The sequence below is a fragment of the Pseudomonas sp. GW822-FHT05A08 genome (genome assembly GCF_058800485.1).
The window spans coordinates 5,197,137-5,212,775 of record NZ_CM179511.1; the positions used below are offsets into that span (position 1 = coordinate 5,197,137).

Annotated in this window: 13 protein-coding genes; 3 read left to right on the forward strand and 10 right to left on the reverse strand. The window is 62.4% G+C overall.

The features are described from left to right. Positions 1-11 precede the first annotated feature (11 nt). Both AC3RCP_RS23165 and AC3RCP_RS23170 read left to right on the forward strand, forming a co-directional pair. Positions 12-752 carry a YciK family oxidoreductase gene (locus tag AC3RCP_RS23165; RefSeq protein ID WP_101338746.1) on the forward strand — a complete coding sequence of 247 codons (741 nt, stop codon included), beginning with the start codon at positions 12-14 and terminating at the stop codon, positions 750-752. A gap of 366 nt (positions 753-1,118) precedes the next feature. Beyond that, positions 1,119-2,045, forward strand: a complete 927-nt coding sequence (locus AC3RCP_RS23170; protein WP_053262197.1) for a GGDEF domain-containing protein — start codon at positions 1,119-1,121, stop codon at positions 2,043-2,045. A gap of 37 nt (positions 2,046-2,082) precedes the next feature. Here the strand turns inward: AC3RCP_RS23170 and AC3RCP_RS23175 are convergent, their stop codons facing one another. The 7 genes from AC3RCP_RS23175 to AC3RCP_RS23205 form a co-directional block, all read right to left on the reverse strand. Next, positions 2,083-2,835: an iron-containing redox enzyme family protein gene (locus tag AC3RCP_RS23175; RefSeq protein ID WP_219734992.1), complete on the reverse strand. Its 753-nt coding sequence runs from the start codon at positions 2,833-2,835 to the stop codon at positions 2,083-2,085. A 78-nt stretch (positions 2,836-2,913) separates the two neighbouring features. Then, the gene (locus AC3RCP_RS23180) at positions 2,914-5,373 is read right to left on the reverse strand and encodes an EAL domain-containing protein (protein ID WP_007932218.1); all 2,460 of its coding nucleotides are present in this window, start codon (positions 5,371-5,373) and stop codon (positions 2,914-2,916) included. 204 nt (positions 5,374-5,577) lie between these two features. Then, entirely contained in the window at positions 5,578-7,392 is a 1,815-nt protein-coding gene (locus AC3RCP_RS23185; protein WP_101338747.1) for an ABC transporter ATP-binding protein, read from the reverse strand. After that, positions 7,385-7,987: a DsbA family protein gene (locus tag AC3RCP_RS23190; protein WP_172963034.1), complete on the reverse strand. Its 603-nt coding sequence runs from the start codon at positions 7,985-7,987 to the stop codon at positions 7,385-7,387. The genes AC3RCP_RS23185 and AC3RCP_RS23190 overlap by 8 nt, the downstream gene beginning before the upstream one ends. Positions 7,988-8,023: 36 nt before the next feature. Next, positions 8,024-8,965: an oxygen-dependent tRNA uridine(34) hydroxylase TrhO gene (gene trhO / locus AC3RCP_RS23195; protein WP_007932227.1), complete on the reverse strand. Its 942-nt coding sequence runs from the start codon at positions 8,963-8,965 to the stop codon at positions 8,024-8,026. Positions 8,966-9,066: 101 nt separating this feature from the next. Then, positions 9,067-9,366: a BolA family protein gene (locus AC3RCP_RS23200; protein WP_007932228.1), complete on the reverse strand. Its 300-nt coding sequence runs from the start codon at positions 9,364-9,366 to the stop codon at positions 9,067-9,069. A 12-nt stretch (positions 9,367-9,378) separates the two neighbouring features. Continuing rightward, positions 9,379-9,894 carry a DUF2059 domain-containing protein gene (locus tag AC3RCP_RS23205; protein WP_007932229.1) on the reverse strand — a complete coding sequence of 172 codons (516 nt, stop codon included), beginning with the start codon at positions 9,892-9,894 and terminating at the stop codon, positions 9,379-9,381. A gap of 192 nt (positions 9,895-10,086) precedes the next feature. Here AC3RCP_RS23205 and AC3RCP_RS23210 point away from each other — a divergent pair, with 192 nt between their 5' ends. Continuing rightward, complete coding sequence (locus tag AC3RCP_RS23210) at positions 10,087-11,481, forward strand: class II fumarate hydratase (protein ID WP_007932231.1); 1,395 nt, start codon at positions 10,087-10,089, stop codon at positions 11,479-11,481. Positions 11,482-11,560: 79 nt separating this feature from the next. Here the strand turns inward: AC3RCP_RS23210 and AC3RCP_RS23215 are convergent, their stop codons facing one another. From AC3RCP_RS23215 to pap, 3 genes are all read right to left on the reverse strand, one after another. Next, a complete protein-coding gene (locus tag AC3RCP_RS23215) occupies positions 11,561-12,520 on the reverse strand; it encodes a DMT family transporter (RefSeq protein WP_101338749.1) in 960 nt (319 codons plus the stop codon). A gap of 199 nt (positions 12,521-12,719) precedes the next feature. After that, complete coding sequence (locus AC3RCP_RS23220; protein ID WP_492571822.1) at positions 12,720-13,904, reverse strand: thiolase family protein; 1,185 nt, start codon at positions 13,902-13,904, stop codon at positions 12,720-12,722. A gap of 143 nt (positions 13,905-14,047) precedes the next feature. Then, on the reverse strand, positions 14,048-15,568 hold the full coding sequence (gene pap, locus AC3RCP_RS23225; protein ID WP_007932235.1) for a polyphosphate:AMP phosphotransferase: 1,521 nt from the start codon (positions 15,566-15,568) through the stop codon (positions 14,048-14,050). Positions 15,569-15,639: the final 71 nt, after the last annotated feature.

Consider the following 15,639-nt stretch of genomic DNA (forward strand, 5'->3'; position numbering starts at 1 on the left):
CCGAGGTTTTTATGTTTGATTACTCCGCCCGCCCCGAACTGCTCAAGGATCGGGTCATCCTGGTCACCGGTGCCGGTCGCGGCATCGGCGCCGCTGCCGCCAAGACCTTCGCCGCCCACGGCGCTACCGTATTGCTGCTGGGCAAGACCGAAGCCAACCTGATCCAGATTTATGACGAGATCGAAGCCGCCGGCCACCCTCAGCCGGTGGTGATTCCGTTCAACCTGGAAACCGCCCTGCCGCACCAGTACGACGAGCTGGCCGCCATGGTCGAAGCCGAGTTCGGTCACCTCGATGGCCTGCTGCACAATGCCTCGATCATTGGTCCGCGCACGCCGTTGGAACAGCTGTCGGGCGAGAACTTCATGCGGGTGATGCAAGTCAACGTCAATGCCATGTTCATGCTGACCAGTACCCTGCTGCCGCTGCTCAAGCTGTCCCAGGACGCCTCGGTGGTGTTCACCTCCAGCAGCGTTGGCCGCAAGGGCCGTGCCTACTGGGGCGCCTATGGCGTTTCGAAGTTCGCCACCGAAGGCCTGATGCAAACCCTGGCCGACGAAGTCGACGGTGTCGCACCGGTGCGCGCCAACAGTGTCAATCCGGGCGCTACCCGCACCAGCATGCGCGCCCAGGCCTATCCAGGGGAAAACCCGAGCAACAACCCGGCCCCCGAGGAGATCATGCCGGTCTACCTGTACCTCATGGGTCCGGACAGTACCGGGATCAACGGCCAGGCATTCGACGCCCAGTAATCCGTTCTTTGGCCGCGGCGGAATATCGTCGCGGCACTCCTTTCCTGGCAGCCTTCCACCCCGTCATCGCCAGACAAATGCCACCCCGGGCCACGCCAAGCCTCGGCACGGTCAGCCAACCCGCTGAATTCAAAAGCATTTTACTCGGATGAAGCGAATGGCATGACTTTCGCTCTCATCTCCCTCAAATAGGCAGTGTATTGGCGAAACTCAGCGACGATCGAGTCGGGGCTTATAACGGCCCGTAAAGCGGATTAGACTGTGATCGCTTGTCCTACGGGACTGATGGAACAGTATGACGTGCAGCCATGAGCCGCTCTCACCCAGCCAGTAAGACTGCATTACGTGCCCAGGGGCTCACGCCATATGAAAATACCGACCCAGACCAACGCAATTGACTTCGATAGCGCCAAATTGCAACGCCTGGGCTTTGGCCAGCAGTCACCACTCCTGCAACGCCCGGTCAGCCTTGCCCAGTTGCGCCAGCAGCTGAGCCTGCAATTACAGACCAGCCTGGAGCCGCAACGCATTCTCGGCCTGTTCTTCCGCGAAACCCAACGCCTTGTGCCCCTGGATGCCCTGGTTTACCAGCACAAACCCAGCGACCTGCGCCTGGAGTTCGGCCAGCGCGGCCACCACTCCATCAGCTACAGCCTGAGCCATGAAGGCGAGACCATGGGCGAGCTGGTATTTCGGCGCAATCAGCGTTTCAGCGACCAGGAACAGGGCCATCTGGAATCCCTGCTGTCCACCCTGCTTTATCCGATGCGCAACGCTCTGCTCTATCGGGCCGCGACCCGTAGCGCCCTGCGCGACCCCTTGACCGATACCGGCAACCGGATCGCCATGGACCAGACGCTGCAACGGGAAATCGAAATGGCCCGCCGCCACCTGCACCCACTGTCGCTGCTGATGCTGGATATCGATCACTTCAAGAGAATCAACGACAGCCACGGCCACAGCGCCGGCGATGAAGTGCTCAAGGCTGTTGCCGCGGCCATCAAGGCGCAGTTGCGCAACGTCGACATGGTGTTTCGTTTTGGTGGCGAGGAGTTCCTGATCCTGCTGTCCAATACCGGACGCGATGCCGCCGCCATGGTGGGAGAACGGCTGCGCCAGGCGGCCCAGGCCAAGGATTACTGGGCGGATGGCAAGTTGATCGAGCTGACGGTCAGCCTGGGTTGCTCGACCCTGCTGCCAGGGGAATCAGCCGAGAGCCTGCTGCGCCGTGCGGACAGCGCGCTGTATGTGGCCAAGCGCGAAGGCCGCAACCGCCTGGCGATGGCCGGCTGAGAGAATGGCTGGGGCCGCCTCCATCGGAGGCCGCCATTCAACCTTCGACCAGCGCCATCCGCTCACGGGCCGCCGGGGTCTTTTCCTGTTGCATACAACGCTCCAGGAACAGGTACATGTAGTCATAACTCTTGCAGATCGCCTGGCGCAGCTCGCCCTGCAAGGCTTTGCTCGGCTTCATGCCGGCCAGGGTACAGATGATTTCCAGCGCCTCCCAAGGATGCGCATCGTCGTACTGGGCATGCATTTTCAGCCACTTCATCGCCCGCTTGCGCTCTTCTTCGGGAAAGGCCGCCGCATACACGCCGGAGGAGCAGACCAGCGCCGACCACTCACCCGTGGCGCCCTCGATTGCGTAGTTGGTCGCAGCGATCGCCACGATCAATGAGTCGGCGGAGCTGGTATGCCAGCACCAATGACTCAAAGCGTGCAGCTCCGGTGGAACCTGTTGCGCCTGCAGATCTTCCAGGCTCACGCCATGGGCGCGGCTCCAGTTCACCCAGTAATCGGCATGATTGAGCTCGACCCGGATATTGCGCATCAGCCAGCGCCGCGCCATGTCCTCACCGGGGTGACGGGCGAAGCGGGTCTTGGTCAGGTTCTGCGCCATGTACAGGGCGAACTGCTCGACAACCGGCCAGCCGCCGATCAGGTACTGGCGCATGGTCTTGTTGCTGAGCTTGTTGTCGCGCATGCGCTGGTACAGTTCGTGGTCGACCACGCGGCGCTTGCTCTCGCTGCAATCCTGGATCAGCTGCTGGGCCCAGGCCGGATAGCTTGCAGCGTCCATGAGCGGACCGGTTCTGTTGAATGCGTCGATCACTGTCGGGGCTCCTTTTGATGGTGATGGTACGGATCAGCGAGAGATTCAACGGAACGTGCCAGGAGCCTTGAACAACAGAGGCTGTGGTCGCGAAGGCCGGCACTGCAGACTGTCGCAGGTGAAGAGTTGCGGGCGCTCGATCAGGTAGCCCTGAGCGTAATCCACGCCAATCTCCAACAATGCCTGCTCAATCTGCGGTGTTTCGACAAACTCGGCAATCGTGCGTTTGCCCATCACATGACCGATATGGTTGATCACCTCGACCATCGCGCGATTGATCGGGTCGTCCAGCATATCTTTTACGAAACTTCCATCGATCTTGAGGAAGTCTACAGGCAAATGTTTGAGATAAGCGAATGACGACATTCCCGCACAAAAGTCATCCAACGAAAAGTGACAGCCCAAGCCCTTGAGCTCGTTGATAAATCGAATCGCACTGCCGAGATTGGAGATAGCGCTGGTCTCGGTGATTTCAAAACAAATCAGGTCCGGTGGCACACCGTGGACGATGAACTGCTCGCGCAGGAAGTCCAGGAAAGCCTCGTCACCGATGGTCGCGCCCGACAGATTGATCGCACACATCGCCAAGGGCCCTTCGCGCTCCTCGCGGATGCATTCGGCGATGATCTTGAACACATTCTCCACCACCCAACGGTCAAGGGAGGTCATCAGGCCGTAACGCTCGGCGGCCGGAATGAAGCTGTCGGGCAGGATCATCCGCCCGGCCTCGTCGTGCAGGCGCAGCAGAATCTCGATATGCCCGCCGAGCCGGTCCACATGACCCAGAGCGGCTATTTCCTGGGCATAAAGACAGAAGCGGTTTTCCTCCAGGGCCATATGCAGACGCTGTACCCAGGCCATTTCACCGAACCGCAGGGACAGCTCCGAGTCGTCCGCGTGATAGACCTGGACCCGGTTGCGCCCTTTCTCCTTGGCCATGTAGCACGCCATGTCCGCTGCCCGCAGTGATGCTTCGAGGGTGGTCGGGGTTTGCGCCACATGCACCAGGCCAATGCTGACCGTGGTGACGAAGGGCCGGCCCTTCCAGACAAAATGCAGGTTCTGCACCGTCTGGCGCAGGCCTTCGGCGATCTTTTCCGCCGCTTCCGGCGAGCAGTTCTCCAGCAGGATGCCGAACTCATCGCCCCCCAGGCGCGCCAGGGTATCGCCCTCGCGCAGGCCCGACTGGAGCAAGGCGCAGATATGCCGGAGCAACTCGTCCCCTGCCGCATGGCCGCAGGTATCGTTGACCAGCTTGAACTGGTCCAGGTCGAGGAACATCAGGGCGTGCCGCCCCGGTTGCCGGCTCAAGCTGTGCAATGCCTGCTCCAGGCGGTATTCGAACTCGCGACGGTTCGCCAGGCCAGTCAAGGCGTCGTGGGTCGCCTGCCAGGACAGATTGGCGATGTACTGGCGCTCCTGGGTCATGTCGTGCAGCACCAGCACCGTACCGCTGACCTTGCCGGCGTTCTGGATAGGCGCGCCGACCAGGGTCACCGACACCGTGCTGCCATCCAGGCGCTGGATCAGCTTCGAGTGCTCACTGCCGCCACTGAGCTGGCCGCTGAGGATGTGTTCGATCAGGGTGAAGCCATCGGTCTGGGCATTTTCATCGAGCAGATTGAACAAGGCCGCCAGCGGCAGCCCCATGGCCTGCTCGGCCTTCCAGTGGGTCATTTCCTCGGCGGCCGGGTTCATGTAGGCGATGGCGCCGTCCACGTCGGTGGTGATGACGCCGTCGCCAATGGATTGCAGGGTGATCTGCGCCCGTTCCTTTTCCAACTGCAGGGCGCTGGCAAATTCATGACGCTGGGCCAGCAGCTTATGGGTGCGCAGCAAGGCCAGGACAATCAGCCCCAGCGCGGTGGCCAGGTTGGTGATCAGCAACAGCCGCAGGATGACCCGCGAGCCCTCGCCTAAAGCATCGCTAAAGGCCTTGGCAGCGGGCGTCACGCCATCGTTGATGGCGAAAATCTGGTTCTTCCAGCGCTGGATATCGGCTTCGGAGGCCTGGTTGCTGGTAATGCTGCGGTGCATTTCATGGGCCACGCTGTCGAGCTGCACCAGATAACTGTCGCCCACGGTCCACAGGTCGATGGCTTTTTCCAGGTAGCTGAAATGGCGGAAGTTCAGGTACAGCCAGATCACGCTGTCGCTGTCGTCAGGGTGGTTGCCACCCTTGAGAATCCCCGCCCGCGCGGCATTCAGGTCGGGCGGTTGCTGATCCAGCGCGACCCGCAGCTCATGCCCGCCCTGAGGCACGGCAATAGCATTCTGGTACTTCAGAAAGATCGATTCGTCGCGGCTGTCGGCGTAGAGATTGAGGTAGTAGATGGCGTCCTTCTGGCCCTTGGACCAAAGGCTCTCCCCGGCAACGTAACCACGTACCGCCGAAAGGACATATAAGCTGAGGCCACCCAACAGCGCTTGAAACAACACCACCGCAATAAATGGCCAGACGATGCCCAATAACCGTGGCGTTCCGAGAGTCCGCTTTTGCTTCATGAGGTCCCTTGCATAAGCACTGCCAGATGAACACCCGAGGAAATACCGCTCCTGACAGCACAGACTAGGCTAATTTCCGCCGCTTCGAGCGCACAGGCCGTGACGTTCGAGCACGCTGCCAGTCGAGACACGACAGGGCCGCGCCCCAGGAGGGTCATTTCCACCAGAGAATTCAAGCACTAAGCACAGAAAACCGGATAAAACTCAAGGTCGCTGGACTTGCTGCAAATGCCCGTAAAGCTTGGCGTAAAGGCCGCCATCGGCAATTAGCTGCTGATGGTCGCCATCTTCGGCAATCTGTCCGCCATCGAACACCAGAACCCGATCCGCCTGTTTTACCGCGGACAGGCGGTGGGCAATGATCAGCGTGGTCCGGCCGTGGAGGAAACGCGTCAGCGCCTGGTGCAGGTTGTACTCGGTGGCGGCGTCCAGCGCGGAGGTGGCTTCGTCGAGGATCACCACCTTGGGTTCGGCCAGGACCATCCGCGCGATGGCCAGGCGCTGGCGCTGGCCGCCAGACAGACGCACGCCGGAACGGCCGACCACACTGTCCAGGCCGTTGGCCAGGGCGCGGACCGTCGAGTCCAACTGGGCAATTTCCAATGCCCGCCAACAGGCTTCGTCACTGCGCTCGCGGCCCATGGTCAGGTTGGCGCGGATGCTGTCGTTGAACAGCGCCGGATGCTGCAACACCACCGCCACGTTTTCCCGCAGGGTTTCCAGGCCGATTTCCTGCTGGGTCTTGCCGCCAAAACGAATGATGCCCGCCTGCGGTGTGTAGAGCCCCAGCAACAGCTGCACCAGGGTACTTTTGCCGCCGCCGCTAGCGCCGACGATCGCCACCTTCTCCCCCGGCTCGATCGACAGGTTCATTTGGTCCAGCACCAGCTCGTCGCCGTAGCCGAAACTCAGGCCGCTGACTTCGATACCCACGGTCTCGCGCCCCTGGAACGGGTCGACACCACCGGCATACTGCGGCTCGTCGGCCCGCGACAGCAGCTCATTGATGCGCGACAACGCGCCACCGGCGGCATAGTAGGCGTACTGCAGGTTCAGCAGTTGTTCCACCGGGCCGATCATGAACCACAGGTAGCTGAATACGGCCAGCATCTGGCCGATGGACAGATCGGAAAACAGCACGGTGAGCATGGCTGCCGCACGAAAGATATCGATACCGAACTGGAACAGCAGCCCACTGGCACGATTGGAGGCGTCGCTCTTCCATTGCGAGGCCACCGCGTAGTCCCGCACATCCTGGGCACGCCGGCCGAGACGGCCGAGGAAAAAGCCCTGGCGATTGCCGGCGCGGACTTCCTGGATCGCATCCAGGGTTTCGGTCAGGGCCTGGGTGAAACGCGAGGTGCTGTCGTTCTCGAGCTTTTTCAGGTGTTTGACCCGCTTGCCCAACTGCACCGTGGCGTAGATCACCAAGGGATTGAACAACAGGATCAGCAGCGCCAGCTGCCAATGCATCCACATCAGGATGCCCGCGGTGCCCACCAGCGTGAGCATGGCCACCAGAAAACGGCTGAGGGTTTCGCCGACAAACTTGTCGAGGGTGTCGAGGTCGGTGACCAGGTGAGTCGTCACCGTACCGCTGCCCAGGCTTTCATACTCGCCCAGGGAAATGCGCTTGAGGCGCTCGATCAACCGCAGGCGGATGCGATAGACAATGTCCTTGGCCAACCCGGCAAACAACCGCGCCTGCAGCACGTTGAACAGCAGCGCCGAGCAACGCAGCATCAGGGTGATCAACAACATCAGGCCGATGTAGCCGGCGGCGCTCTGCCAGCCCGCGGGCAAGGCGTGGTTCATCACCTTCAGCGCAGCATCGCCATGCCCCAGCAGTACTTCGTCCACCAACAGCGGCAGCAGCAACGGGATAGGCACGCTGCACAGCGTCGCCAGGACGGCCACGCCATTGGCGATCCACAGGGCTTTTTTATGCTGCAGTGCCAGCCGGCGGACTTGCGCCCAGCTCAGGCGATCGACGGGTTCCGGCGCTTGTGGATCACGCACAGGCGGCACGCTCCAGCCAGCGGCCGAGCAGTGGAGACAGCTCACTCAGGGGCTGGTAGCCATTGGTCAACAAGGCCAGCTGGCCATTGCGCTCGGCCAGCATCGTCGGGAAGCCGGCAATCCCCAGGTCCTGGACCCAGGTGAAATCGGCGGCGGTCGCGGCATGCTGCTCGGCGCGATCGAACGCCTCGGCGAACTCGATGCGCGGCACGCCCGCTTCCTCGGCCAGTTCCACCAGAACGCTGGCGCGAGTGACATCCCGGCCTTCGACGTAAAAAGCCCGCTGGATCAGGCGCAAGAGTTTCCAGGCGCAATCCGGCGCCAGGCTGCGCGCCGTGACGATGGCGCGGCACGCAGGCTCGGTGTCATAGACAAAACCGTCGGGCAAGGCGCCCTCGAACTTGAACGGCTGGCCGGTGGCCTCGGTGACCGCCTGCCAGTGTTCGAGGATATAGCGGCGGGTGGTCGGCTCCAGGGCCGAGCCACTGCCGGTCCGCAGGCCGCCCACCACCAGATGCAACTCGACGCCCGCGGCCCGCGCCTGCTCGACCAGGGCCTCGGCCACTGGAGCGAAGCCCCAGCACCACGAACACATCGGGTCCATCACATAGAGCAGGCGGGCAGACATGGCTCAGGCCTCGGAAGAAGATTGCTTGTAGTTGTAACCGATCGGGTGCGGCATGTTGCGAGCCTTGGCCAGTTCAATCTGCTTCTGCCGGTCGATGGCGCTGCGGCGGGTTTTCTCGCTCAGCGTGTCCCAGCAGTGCGGGCAACTGATACCCGGCACATAGTGCTCGCTGGCGCGATCCTCGACGCTTACCGGCGTGCGGCAGGCATGACATTGATCGTAGTCGCCTTCGCTGAGGTCGTGACGCACGGTCACCCGATTATCGAAGACGAAACAGTCGCCCTGCCATTTACTCTCTTGCTGCGGCACCTCTTCGAGGTACTTGAGGATACCGCCCTTGAGGTGGAAGACCTCGCCGAAGCCTTCGCTGAGCATGTAGCTCGAAGCTTTCTCGCAACGAATGCCGCCGGTGCAGAACATCGCGACTTTCTTGTGCTTGCTCGGGTCGAAGTTGGCTTTGATGTAGTCGGGGAATTCGCGAAAACTGGTGGTCTTCGGGTCGATGGCGCCTTCGAAGGTGCCGATCGAGACTTCATAGTCGTTGCGGGTGTCGATCAGCAGCACTTGCGGGTCGCTGATCAGCGCGTTCCAGTCCTGCGGTTCGACATAGGTGCCGACCTTCTTGTTCGGGTCGACGCCGGGTACGCCCAGGGTCACGATCTCTTTCTTGAGCTTGACCTTGGTGCGGTAGAACGGCTGCTCGTCGCAGTACGATTCCTTGTGATCGATGTCGACCATGCGCGGGTCGTTCTTGAGCCAGGCCAGCAGCCCGTCGATGCCTTCGCGGCTACCGGAAACGGTGCCGTTGATGCCTTCTTCGGCGATCAGCAGGGTGCCCTTGATGCCGTTGTCGAGCATCGCCTTGAGCAGCGGTTCGCGCAGGGCAACGTAATCTTCGAGGGTGACGAACTTATACAGTGCCGCCACGACAATCTGTTGTGTCATGGGTAATTCTCCAGGTGGCTACCCTCGCAAAGGGTGAACCGGATGCAAAAAAAACGCGCCGACTGAGCGGCGCGTTGCGGATTCTAGCAAAAAACCTGTGGTTAATGCTTGCTGCCGCCAGCGCAGGTCGGCGAGGCCGGGGCCACGCCGATCTTCGCCCATTCCTCTGGCGTGTAGGTATGCAGCGCCAACGCATGAAACTGGCCCATCAGCTCGCCCAGGGTCGCGTAGACCTTCTGGTGACGCTTGACGCTGTTGAGCCCGGCAAACTGCTCGCTGACCAGCACGGCCTTGAAATGGGTCTCCAGGCCGCGGCTGTGCATGTGGCTTTCATCCAGCACCTGCAAATGCTCTGGCTGCAATGCGCCCAGTGCCGATTCGATACGTTGTTGCATGGTCATTCCTGGCTCCGCTTACTTCTTCTTCGCCGGTGCGGCCTTAGGCTCGAGTTCGGCGGTCATGTCGGCCAGCAGCTTGTTGACTACCGGTACCGCGCTTTCCAGCTTGGCCTGGGTCATCTGGGCCGATTGCTGGGTCAGCTGCGGCATTTTTTCCAGGACTTTCTTGCCCAGCGGTGACTGGTAGAACGCCACCAGGTCCTTGAGCTCGGATTCGCTGAAGTTGCTGGTGTAGAGCTTGACCATGTCCGGCTTCAGCTTGTTCCAGCCGATGGCCTGGTCCAGGGCGGCGTTGGCCTTGGCCTGGTAGGTTTCCAGCACGGCTTTTTTCGACTCTGGGGCTTTGGTCTGTTCAAAACGCTGGGCGAACATTTGCTGCACTTGCATGTACACCGGAGTGCCCAGCTTGTCAGCGTGCGCCAGGGTCAGGAAAGCTTCGGCACTGGCGTTGTGGCTGGCGGTATCGGCAAGCACCTGGCCGCTGGCACAAACCAGAACAACCGCGGTACAGATGGCACGAAGACGAGTCATCGAGTTTCCTTTTCTAGCAGGCGAGGTATAACCCCAAGGGCGACCATTCTGCGCCTAAAAAACTCTGTCGCTCAACCCCAAGCCTTGTGGTGCCTGCATTTGCTCGACCAAATGACACAAAAGGCGCTTTATGGAACCCAGGCTGTGGATCACGGCCTAAACTGCGCAATCAGACCTACAGGAGTGAGCACGATGAGTCGAATCGAAACCGACAGCCTTGGCCAGGTTGAAGTCCCGGACGACGCCTATTGGGGCGCCCAGACCCAGCGCTCGCTGATCAACTTCGCCATCGGCAACGAGCGTATGCCGCTGTCGGTCCTGCATGCCCTGGCGTTGATCAAGAAGGCCGCGGCCCGGGTCAACGACCGCAACGGCGATCTGCCGGCCGACATTGCCCGCCTGATCGAACAAGCCGCCGACGAGGTGCTGGACGGCCAGCATGACGACCAGTTCCCACTGGTGGTCTGGCAGACCGGCAGCGGCACCCAGAGCAACATGAACGTCAACGAGGTGATCGCCGGTCGCGCCAACGAACTGGCCGGCAACCCGCGCGGCGGCAAGACCCCGGTGCACCCCAACGACCATGTGAATCGCTCGCAAAGCTCCAACGACTGCTTCCCCACGGCAATGCACATTGCCGCGGCCCAGGCGGTGCAGCAGCATCTGTTGCCCTCGATCGCCGAACTGTCCGGCGGCCTGGCCGAACTCGCGGCACGGCACATGAAGCTGGTGAAAACCGGGCGCACCCACATGATGGATGCCACCCCAATCACTTTCGGCCAGGAGCTGTCGGCCTTCATCGCGCAACTGGACTACGCCGAGCGCGCCATTCGCGCGGCCCTGCCAGCGGTCTGCGAGCTGGCCCAGGGCGGTACCGCCGTCGGCACCGGGCTGAACTCGCCCCATGGTTTCGGCGAGGCGATCGCCGCCGAGCTGGCGGCCTTGTCCGGCCTGCCGTTTGTCACCGCGCCGAACAAGTTCGCCGCCCTCGCCGGCCACGAACCCCTGACCACCCTCTCCGGCGCCCTGAAGACCCTGGCGGTATGCCTGATGAAAATCGCCAACGACCTGCGCCTGCTGGGCTCCGGACCACGGGCCGGGCTGGCCGAGGTCAGGCTGCCGGCCAACGAACCGGGCAGCTCGATCATGCCGGGCAAGGTCAACCCGACCCAGTGCGAAGCCCTGTCGATGCTGGCGTGCCAGGTGATGGGCAACGACGTGGCCATCGGCTTCGCCGCCAGCCAGGGCCACCTGCAACTGAACGTGTTCAAGCCGGTGATCATCCACAACCTGCTGCAATCGGTGCGCCTGCTCGCCGACGGCTGCAGCAACTTCCAGCAGCACTGCATCGCCGGCCTGGAGCCCGACCCGGTGCAGATGGCCGACCACCTGGAACGCGGGCTGATGCTGGTCACCGCGCTCAACACCCATATCGGCTACGACAAGTCCGCCGAGATCGCCAAGAAGGCCTATGCCGAGAACCGCACCTTGCGTGAAGCGGCCCTGGAACTGGGTTACCTGACGGACGAAGAGTTCGATGCCTGGGTGCGTCCGGAAAACATGTTGGAGGCTGGCAAGCAGGGCTGATCGCCAACTGCAAATCAGCCTCGCTCCTGCTTCCGTAGGAGCGAGGCTTGCCCGCGATCGACGATAACGCGCCCTAACTCTACGGCATTTCCATGCGCACCCGCCGCGCCTTGAGCCCGGCCATCAGCGAAGGCCCCAGGGCCGTCAAGGCCGACCCCAGCACCACCAGCACCGCCCCGCCATAGCCCAGGCCGTTGATCTGTTCGGCATGCACATATTCGGGCCACAACCAGGCCGCCACCGCCACTGCGGCGAAGGTCACCAAGGGCGTGATCGCCAGCGTGGCGCTGACCCGCGACGCTTCCCAATGGGCCAGCGCTTCGGCAAACGCACCGTAGGCGATCAGGGTATTCAGGCAGCAGGCCAGCAACAGCCAGCCTTGCAGCGGGCTCAATTCAAGCGCTTCGAGAGGATGGGCCCACGGGGTGAGCAACAGCGCGCAGAACAGGTAGATCACCATCATCACCTGCAAGGAATTCCACACCGTCAGCAACTGCTTCTGGCCCAGGGCGTAGAAGGTCCAGACCGCCGAGGCGGCGAGCACCGTCAGCACACCGGCGGTGTAGGTGCTCAAGGACGTCAGCAGCTCGGTCAGGCGCTGATTGAAAAACAGCCCGAAACCGATCAGCAGCACCGCCAGGCCAATCCCCTGCCCCAGGCTGAAACGCTCCTTGAACACAAACAGGCTGGCGATCAGCAGCAGGATCGGCCCCATCTGCACCACCAGTTGCGCGGTGCCGGGGCTCAGCAGGTTCAGCCCCATCAGGTACAGCACGTAGTTGCCCACCAGCCCGCAAACCGCCATCAGTACCAGCCAGCCGCCGCGCGGCCCGAGCACGCGCCAGCTCGGCAAACGCTTGACCGCCGCCAGGTAGATCAGCAGGAAACCACCGGACACCAACAGGCGAAACCAGGTCACGGTCACCGGGTCCATCACCAGCAACACTTGCTTGAGCTTGATCGGCAGGATGCCCCACAGCAGCGCCGTCAGCAGTGCGAGGAACAAGCCGTAGACCCAGCGACCGGACGAGATATGCATGCGACCCCCAAAAGCCTGATGGAGAGAGCCCGCATTCTAGGCTCGGGACCGTGACTTACACAGAGACAGTTGGAGGGGGAACGTAAACAGGATGGTGCAGGTCGCAAAAAGCATCGCGGGCAAGCCTCGCTCCTACAGAAGCACCACCGTTCTGTAGGAGCGAGGCTTGCCCGCGATAGGTTCCACCCCGTCTGACGGCTTAGCGCACCGCTTCGAACAACCCGGTCGCGCCCATGCCGCCGCCGACGCACATGGTGACGATACCGTAGCGCAGGTTGCGCCGTTGCAGTTCCCGCACCAGGTGCCCGACCTGGCGCGAACCGGTCATGCCGAACGGGTGGCCGATGGAGATCGAGCCGCCGTTGACGTTGTACCTGGCGTTGTCGATCTGCAGCCGGTTGCGGCTGTACAGGCATTGCGAGGCGAAGGCCTCGTTCAACTCCCAGAGGTCGATGTCGTCAACTTGCAGGCCCTTGGCCTTGAGCAGCTTGGGCACCGAGAACACCGGGCCGATGCCCATTTCGTCCGGCTCGCAACCGGCCACGGTGAAGCCGCGGAAGAACGCCTTGGGCTTGAGCCCCAGCGCCTGGGCCCGCTCCAGGCTCATGACCAGGGTCATGGACGCGCCATCGGACAATTGCGAGGAGTTGCCGGCGGTCACCGAACCGTCTTCGGCGAACACCGGTTTCAAACCGGCCAGGCTTTCCAGGGTAGTGTCCGGGCGGTTGCAGTCGTCGCGATCGACCACGCCATCGAGAATCTGCACCTGGCCGCTGTTCTTGTCCTCGACCTTGTACTTCACCGCCATCGCCACGATCTCGTCGTCGAACAGCCCGGCCGCCTGGGCCGCCGCGGTGCGCTGCTGGCTTTGCAGGGCATACAGGTCCTGCTCCTCGCGGCTCACGTTATAACGCCGGGCGACCACCTCGGCGGTCTGGCCCATGGGGAAATAGATGCCCGGCACCTGCTCCTTGAGCAGCGGGTTGATCAGGTTGTCGGTGTTGACGCTTTTCATCGTCAGGCTGATTGACTCGACCCCGCCGGCGACAATGATGTCACTGCAACCGGACGCGATCTGGTTGGCCGCGATGGCGATCGCCTGCAGGCCGGACGAACAGAAACGGTTGAGGGTCATGCCCGCGGTACCGGTGCCCAGGTGCGACAGCACCGCGACGTTGCGCCCGATGTTGTAGCCCTGGGCGCCTTCGTTGGAACCGGCGCCGACGATGCAGTCCTCGACGCTGGCCGGGTCGATACCGTTGCGGCTCAGCAGCGCATTGACGCAATGGGCGGCCATGTCGTCCGGACGGGTCTGGTTGAACTTGCCGCGAAAGGACTTGGCCAGGCCGGTCCGCACGCTATCGACGATCACCACTTCACGCATGGCATACCTCATTGTTGTTGTCGGTTGTGAGTGGCTCGAGCATAGATCCAGCCCTTGCCCGGCCGCGACGATCATTCATCCGGCGTATGCAAAACCATCGCGGTGCTGGGTTTATCCAGTGACCCGCTCACAACCCGCGGCGGTTATTTCTTGTCCTTCTTGCCTTTCCTGTCCTTTTTCTCGGACTTGTCGAATGCCTCTTCCAGTGCGCGGTTGAGGGTGCGCAATACCTTGACCCGGGCCCAGCGCTTGTCGTTGGCCTCCACCAGGGTCCAGGCCGCGACCTCGGTGCTGGTGCGGTCGACCATGTCGCCGACGGCGGCGCGGTAGGCATCCCATTTGTCGCGGTTGCGCCAGTCGTCCTCGGTGATCTTGAAACGCTTGAACGGAATCTCTTCACGGGCCTGGAAACGCTCCAGCTGGGTCTGCTTGTCGATCGCCAGCCAGAACTTGACCACGATCACCCCGGCGTCCTCGAGCTGCTCCTCGAAGTCGTTGATCTCGCCATAGGCGCGCAACCAGTCCGCCGGGCTGCAAAAGCCCTCGACCCGTTCCACCAGCACCCGGCCGTACCAGGAACGGTCGAACACGGTGAACTTGCCCCGCGCCGGAATATGCCGCCAGAAGCGCCACAGATACGGCTGGGCCCGCTCGTCCTCGGTCGGCGCGGCAATCGGCACGATGCTGTACTGGCGCGGGTCCAGCGCCGCCGCTACCCGGCGAATCGCCCCGCCCTTGCCGGCCGCGTCATTGCCCTCGAAAACCGCCACCAACGCGTGCTTGCGCATGCGCTTGTCGCGCAGCAGGCCGGCCAGGCGCGCCTGCTCGGTAATCAGTTGCTCCTCGTAGTCGTCCTTGTCCAGTTGCTGGCTCATGTCCAGGCTGTCGAGCAGGGTCAACTTGTCGACGGCCTCGCCCAGCGGCGCCACATGGGACTCGACTTCGAGCGTCGGCCGGTTGAGCGCGCTCTGCAGGCCCTCGAGGAGAATCTTGCCCACCGCCAGGCTGCGGTAATGCGGATCCACGCCTTCGATCACATGCCAGGGCGCGTAGTCGCGGCTGGTGCGGCGTAACACCCGCTCGCCGTATTTGACGAACTTGTCGTAGGTCTCCGACTGCTGCCAGTCCAGCGGGCTGATGCGCCAGCTGTGCAGCGGGTCGTCCTGCAAGGACTTGAGGCGGGCCTTCATCTGTTTCTTGGACAGGTGGAACCAGAACTTGAAGATCAGCGCGCCTTCGTCGCAGAGCATCTTTTCCAGGCGCTCGGCGCCGGCGATGGCCTGGTCGAAACGGCCGTCCTTGAACAGTTCGTGCACCCGCCCCTGGAGCATCTGGCTGTACCAGTTGCCGAAAAACACCCCCATGCGGCCCTTGGCCGGGAGCATCCGCCAGTAGCGCCAGGCCGGTGGCCTCGCCAGTTCTTCGTCGGTCTGCTGGTCGAAGGTACGGACCTCGATCAGGCGTGGGTCCATCCACTCGTTGAGCAGTTTCACCGTCTCGCCCTTGCCGGCGCCTTCGATGCCGTTGATCAGCACGATCACCGGAAAACGGGCTTTCTGCTTCAGCTCGAACTGGGCCTCCAGCAGGGCTTCGCGCAGGGCCGGGACTTCGGCGTCAAAAGTTTTTTTGTCAATGGCGTGACCGATTTCGGCAGATTCGAACATGAGCGACTCCCTGGCAAGATGGAGCAAGACTAGCGGATCGACCTAGGTTTTGTCGGCCCCGAACATACCGC

Bases quoted from the DNA above. Each gene is read 5' to 3' on its own strand.
- AC3RCP_RS23210 (WP_007932231.1), top strand. From the start codon at position 10,087: ATGAGTCGAATCGAAACCGACAGCCTTGGCCAGGTTGAAGTCCCGGAC.
- AC3RCP_RS23190 (WP_172963034.1), bottom strand. From the start codon at position 7,987: ATGTGTTCGTGGTGCTGGGGCTTCGCTCCAGTGGCCGAGGCCCTGGTC.
- AC3RCP_RS23170 (WP_053262197.1), top strand. From the start codon at position 1,119: ATGAAAATACCGACCCAGACCAACGCAATTGACTTCGATAGCGCCAAA.
- AC3RCP_RS23200 (WP_007932228.1), bottom strand. From the start codon at position 9,366: ATGACCATGCAACAACGTATCGAATCGGCACTGGGCGCATTGCAGCCA.
- AC3RCP_RS23180 (WP_007932218.1), bottom strand. From the start codon at position 5,373: ATGAAGCAAAAGCGGACTCTCGGAACGCCACGGTTATTGGGCATCGTC.
- pap (WP_007932235.1), bottom strand. From the start codon at position 15,568: ATGTTCGAATCTGCCGAAATCGGTCACGCCATTGACAAAAAAACTTTT.
- AC3RCP_RS23165 (WP_101338746.1), top strand. From the start codon at position 12: ATGTTTGATTACTCCGCCCGCCCCGAACTGCTCAAGGATCGGGTCATC.
- AC3RCP_RS23215 (WP_101338749.1), bottom strand. From the start codon at position 12,520: ATGCATATCTCGTCCGGTCGCTGGGTCTACGGCTTGTTCCTCGCACTG.
- trhO (WP_007932227.1), bottom strand. From the start codon at position 8,965: ATGACACAACAGATTGTCGTGGCGGCACTGTATAAGTTCGTCACCCTC.
- AC3RCP_RS23220 (WP_492571822.1), bottom strand. From the start codon at position 13,904: ATGCGTGAAGTGGTGATCGTCGATAGCGTGCGGACCGGCCTGGCCAAG.
- AC3RCP_RS23205 (WP_007932229.1), bottom strand. From the start codon at position 9,894: ATGACTCGTCTTCGTGCCATCTGTACCGCGGTTGTTCTGGTTTGTGCC.
- AC3RCP_RS23175 (WP_219734992.1), bottom strand. From the start codon at position 2,835: ATGGACGCTGCAAGCTATCCGGCCTGGGCCCAGCAGCTGATCCAGGAT.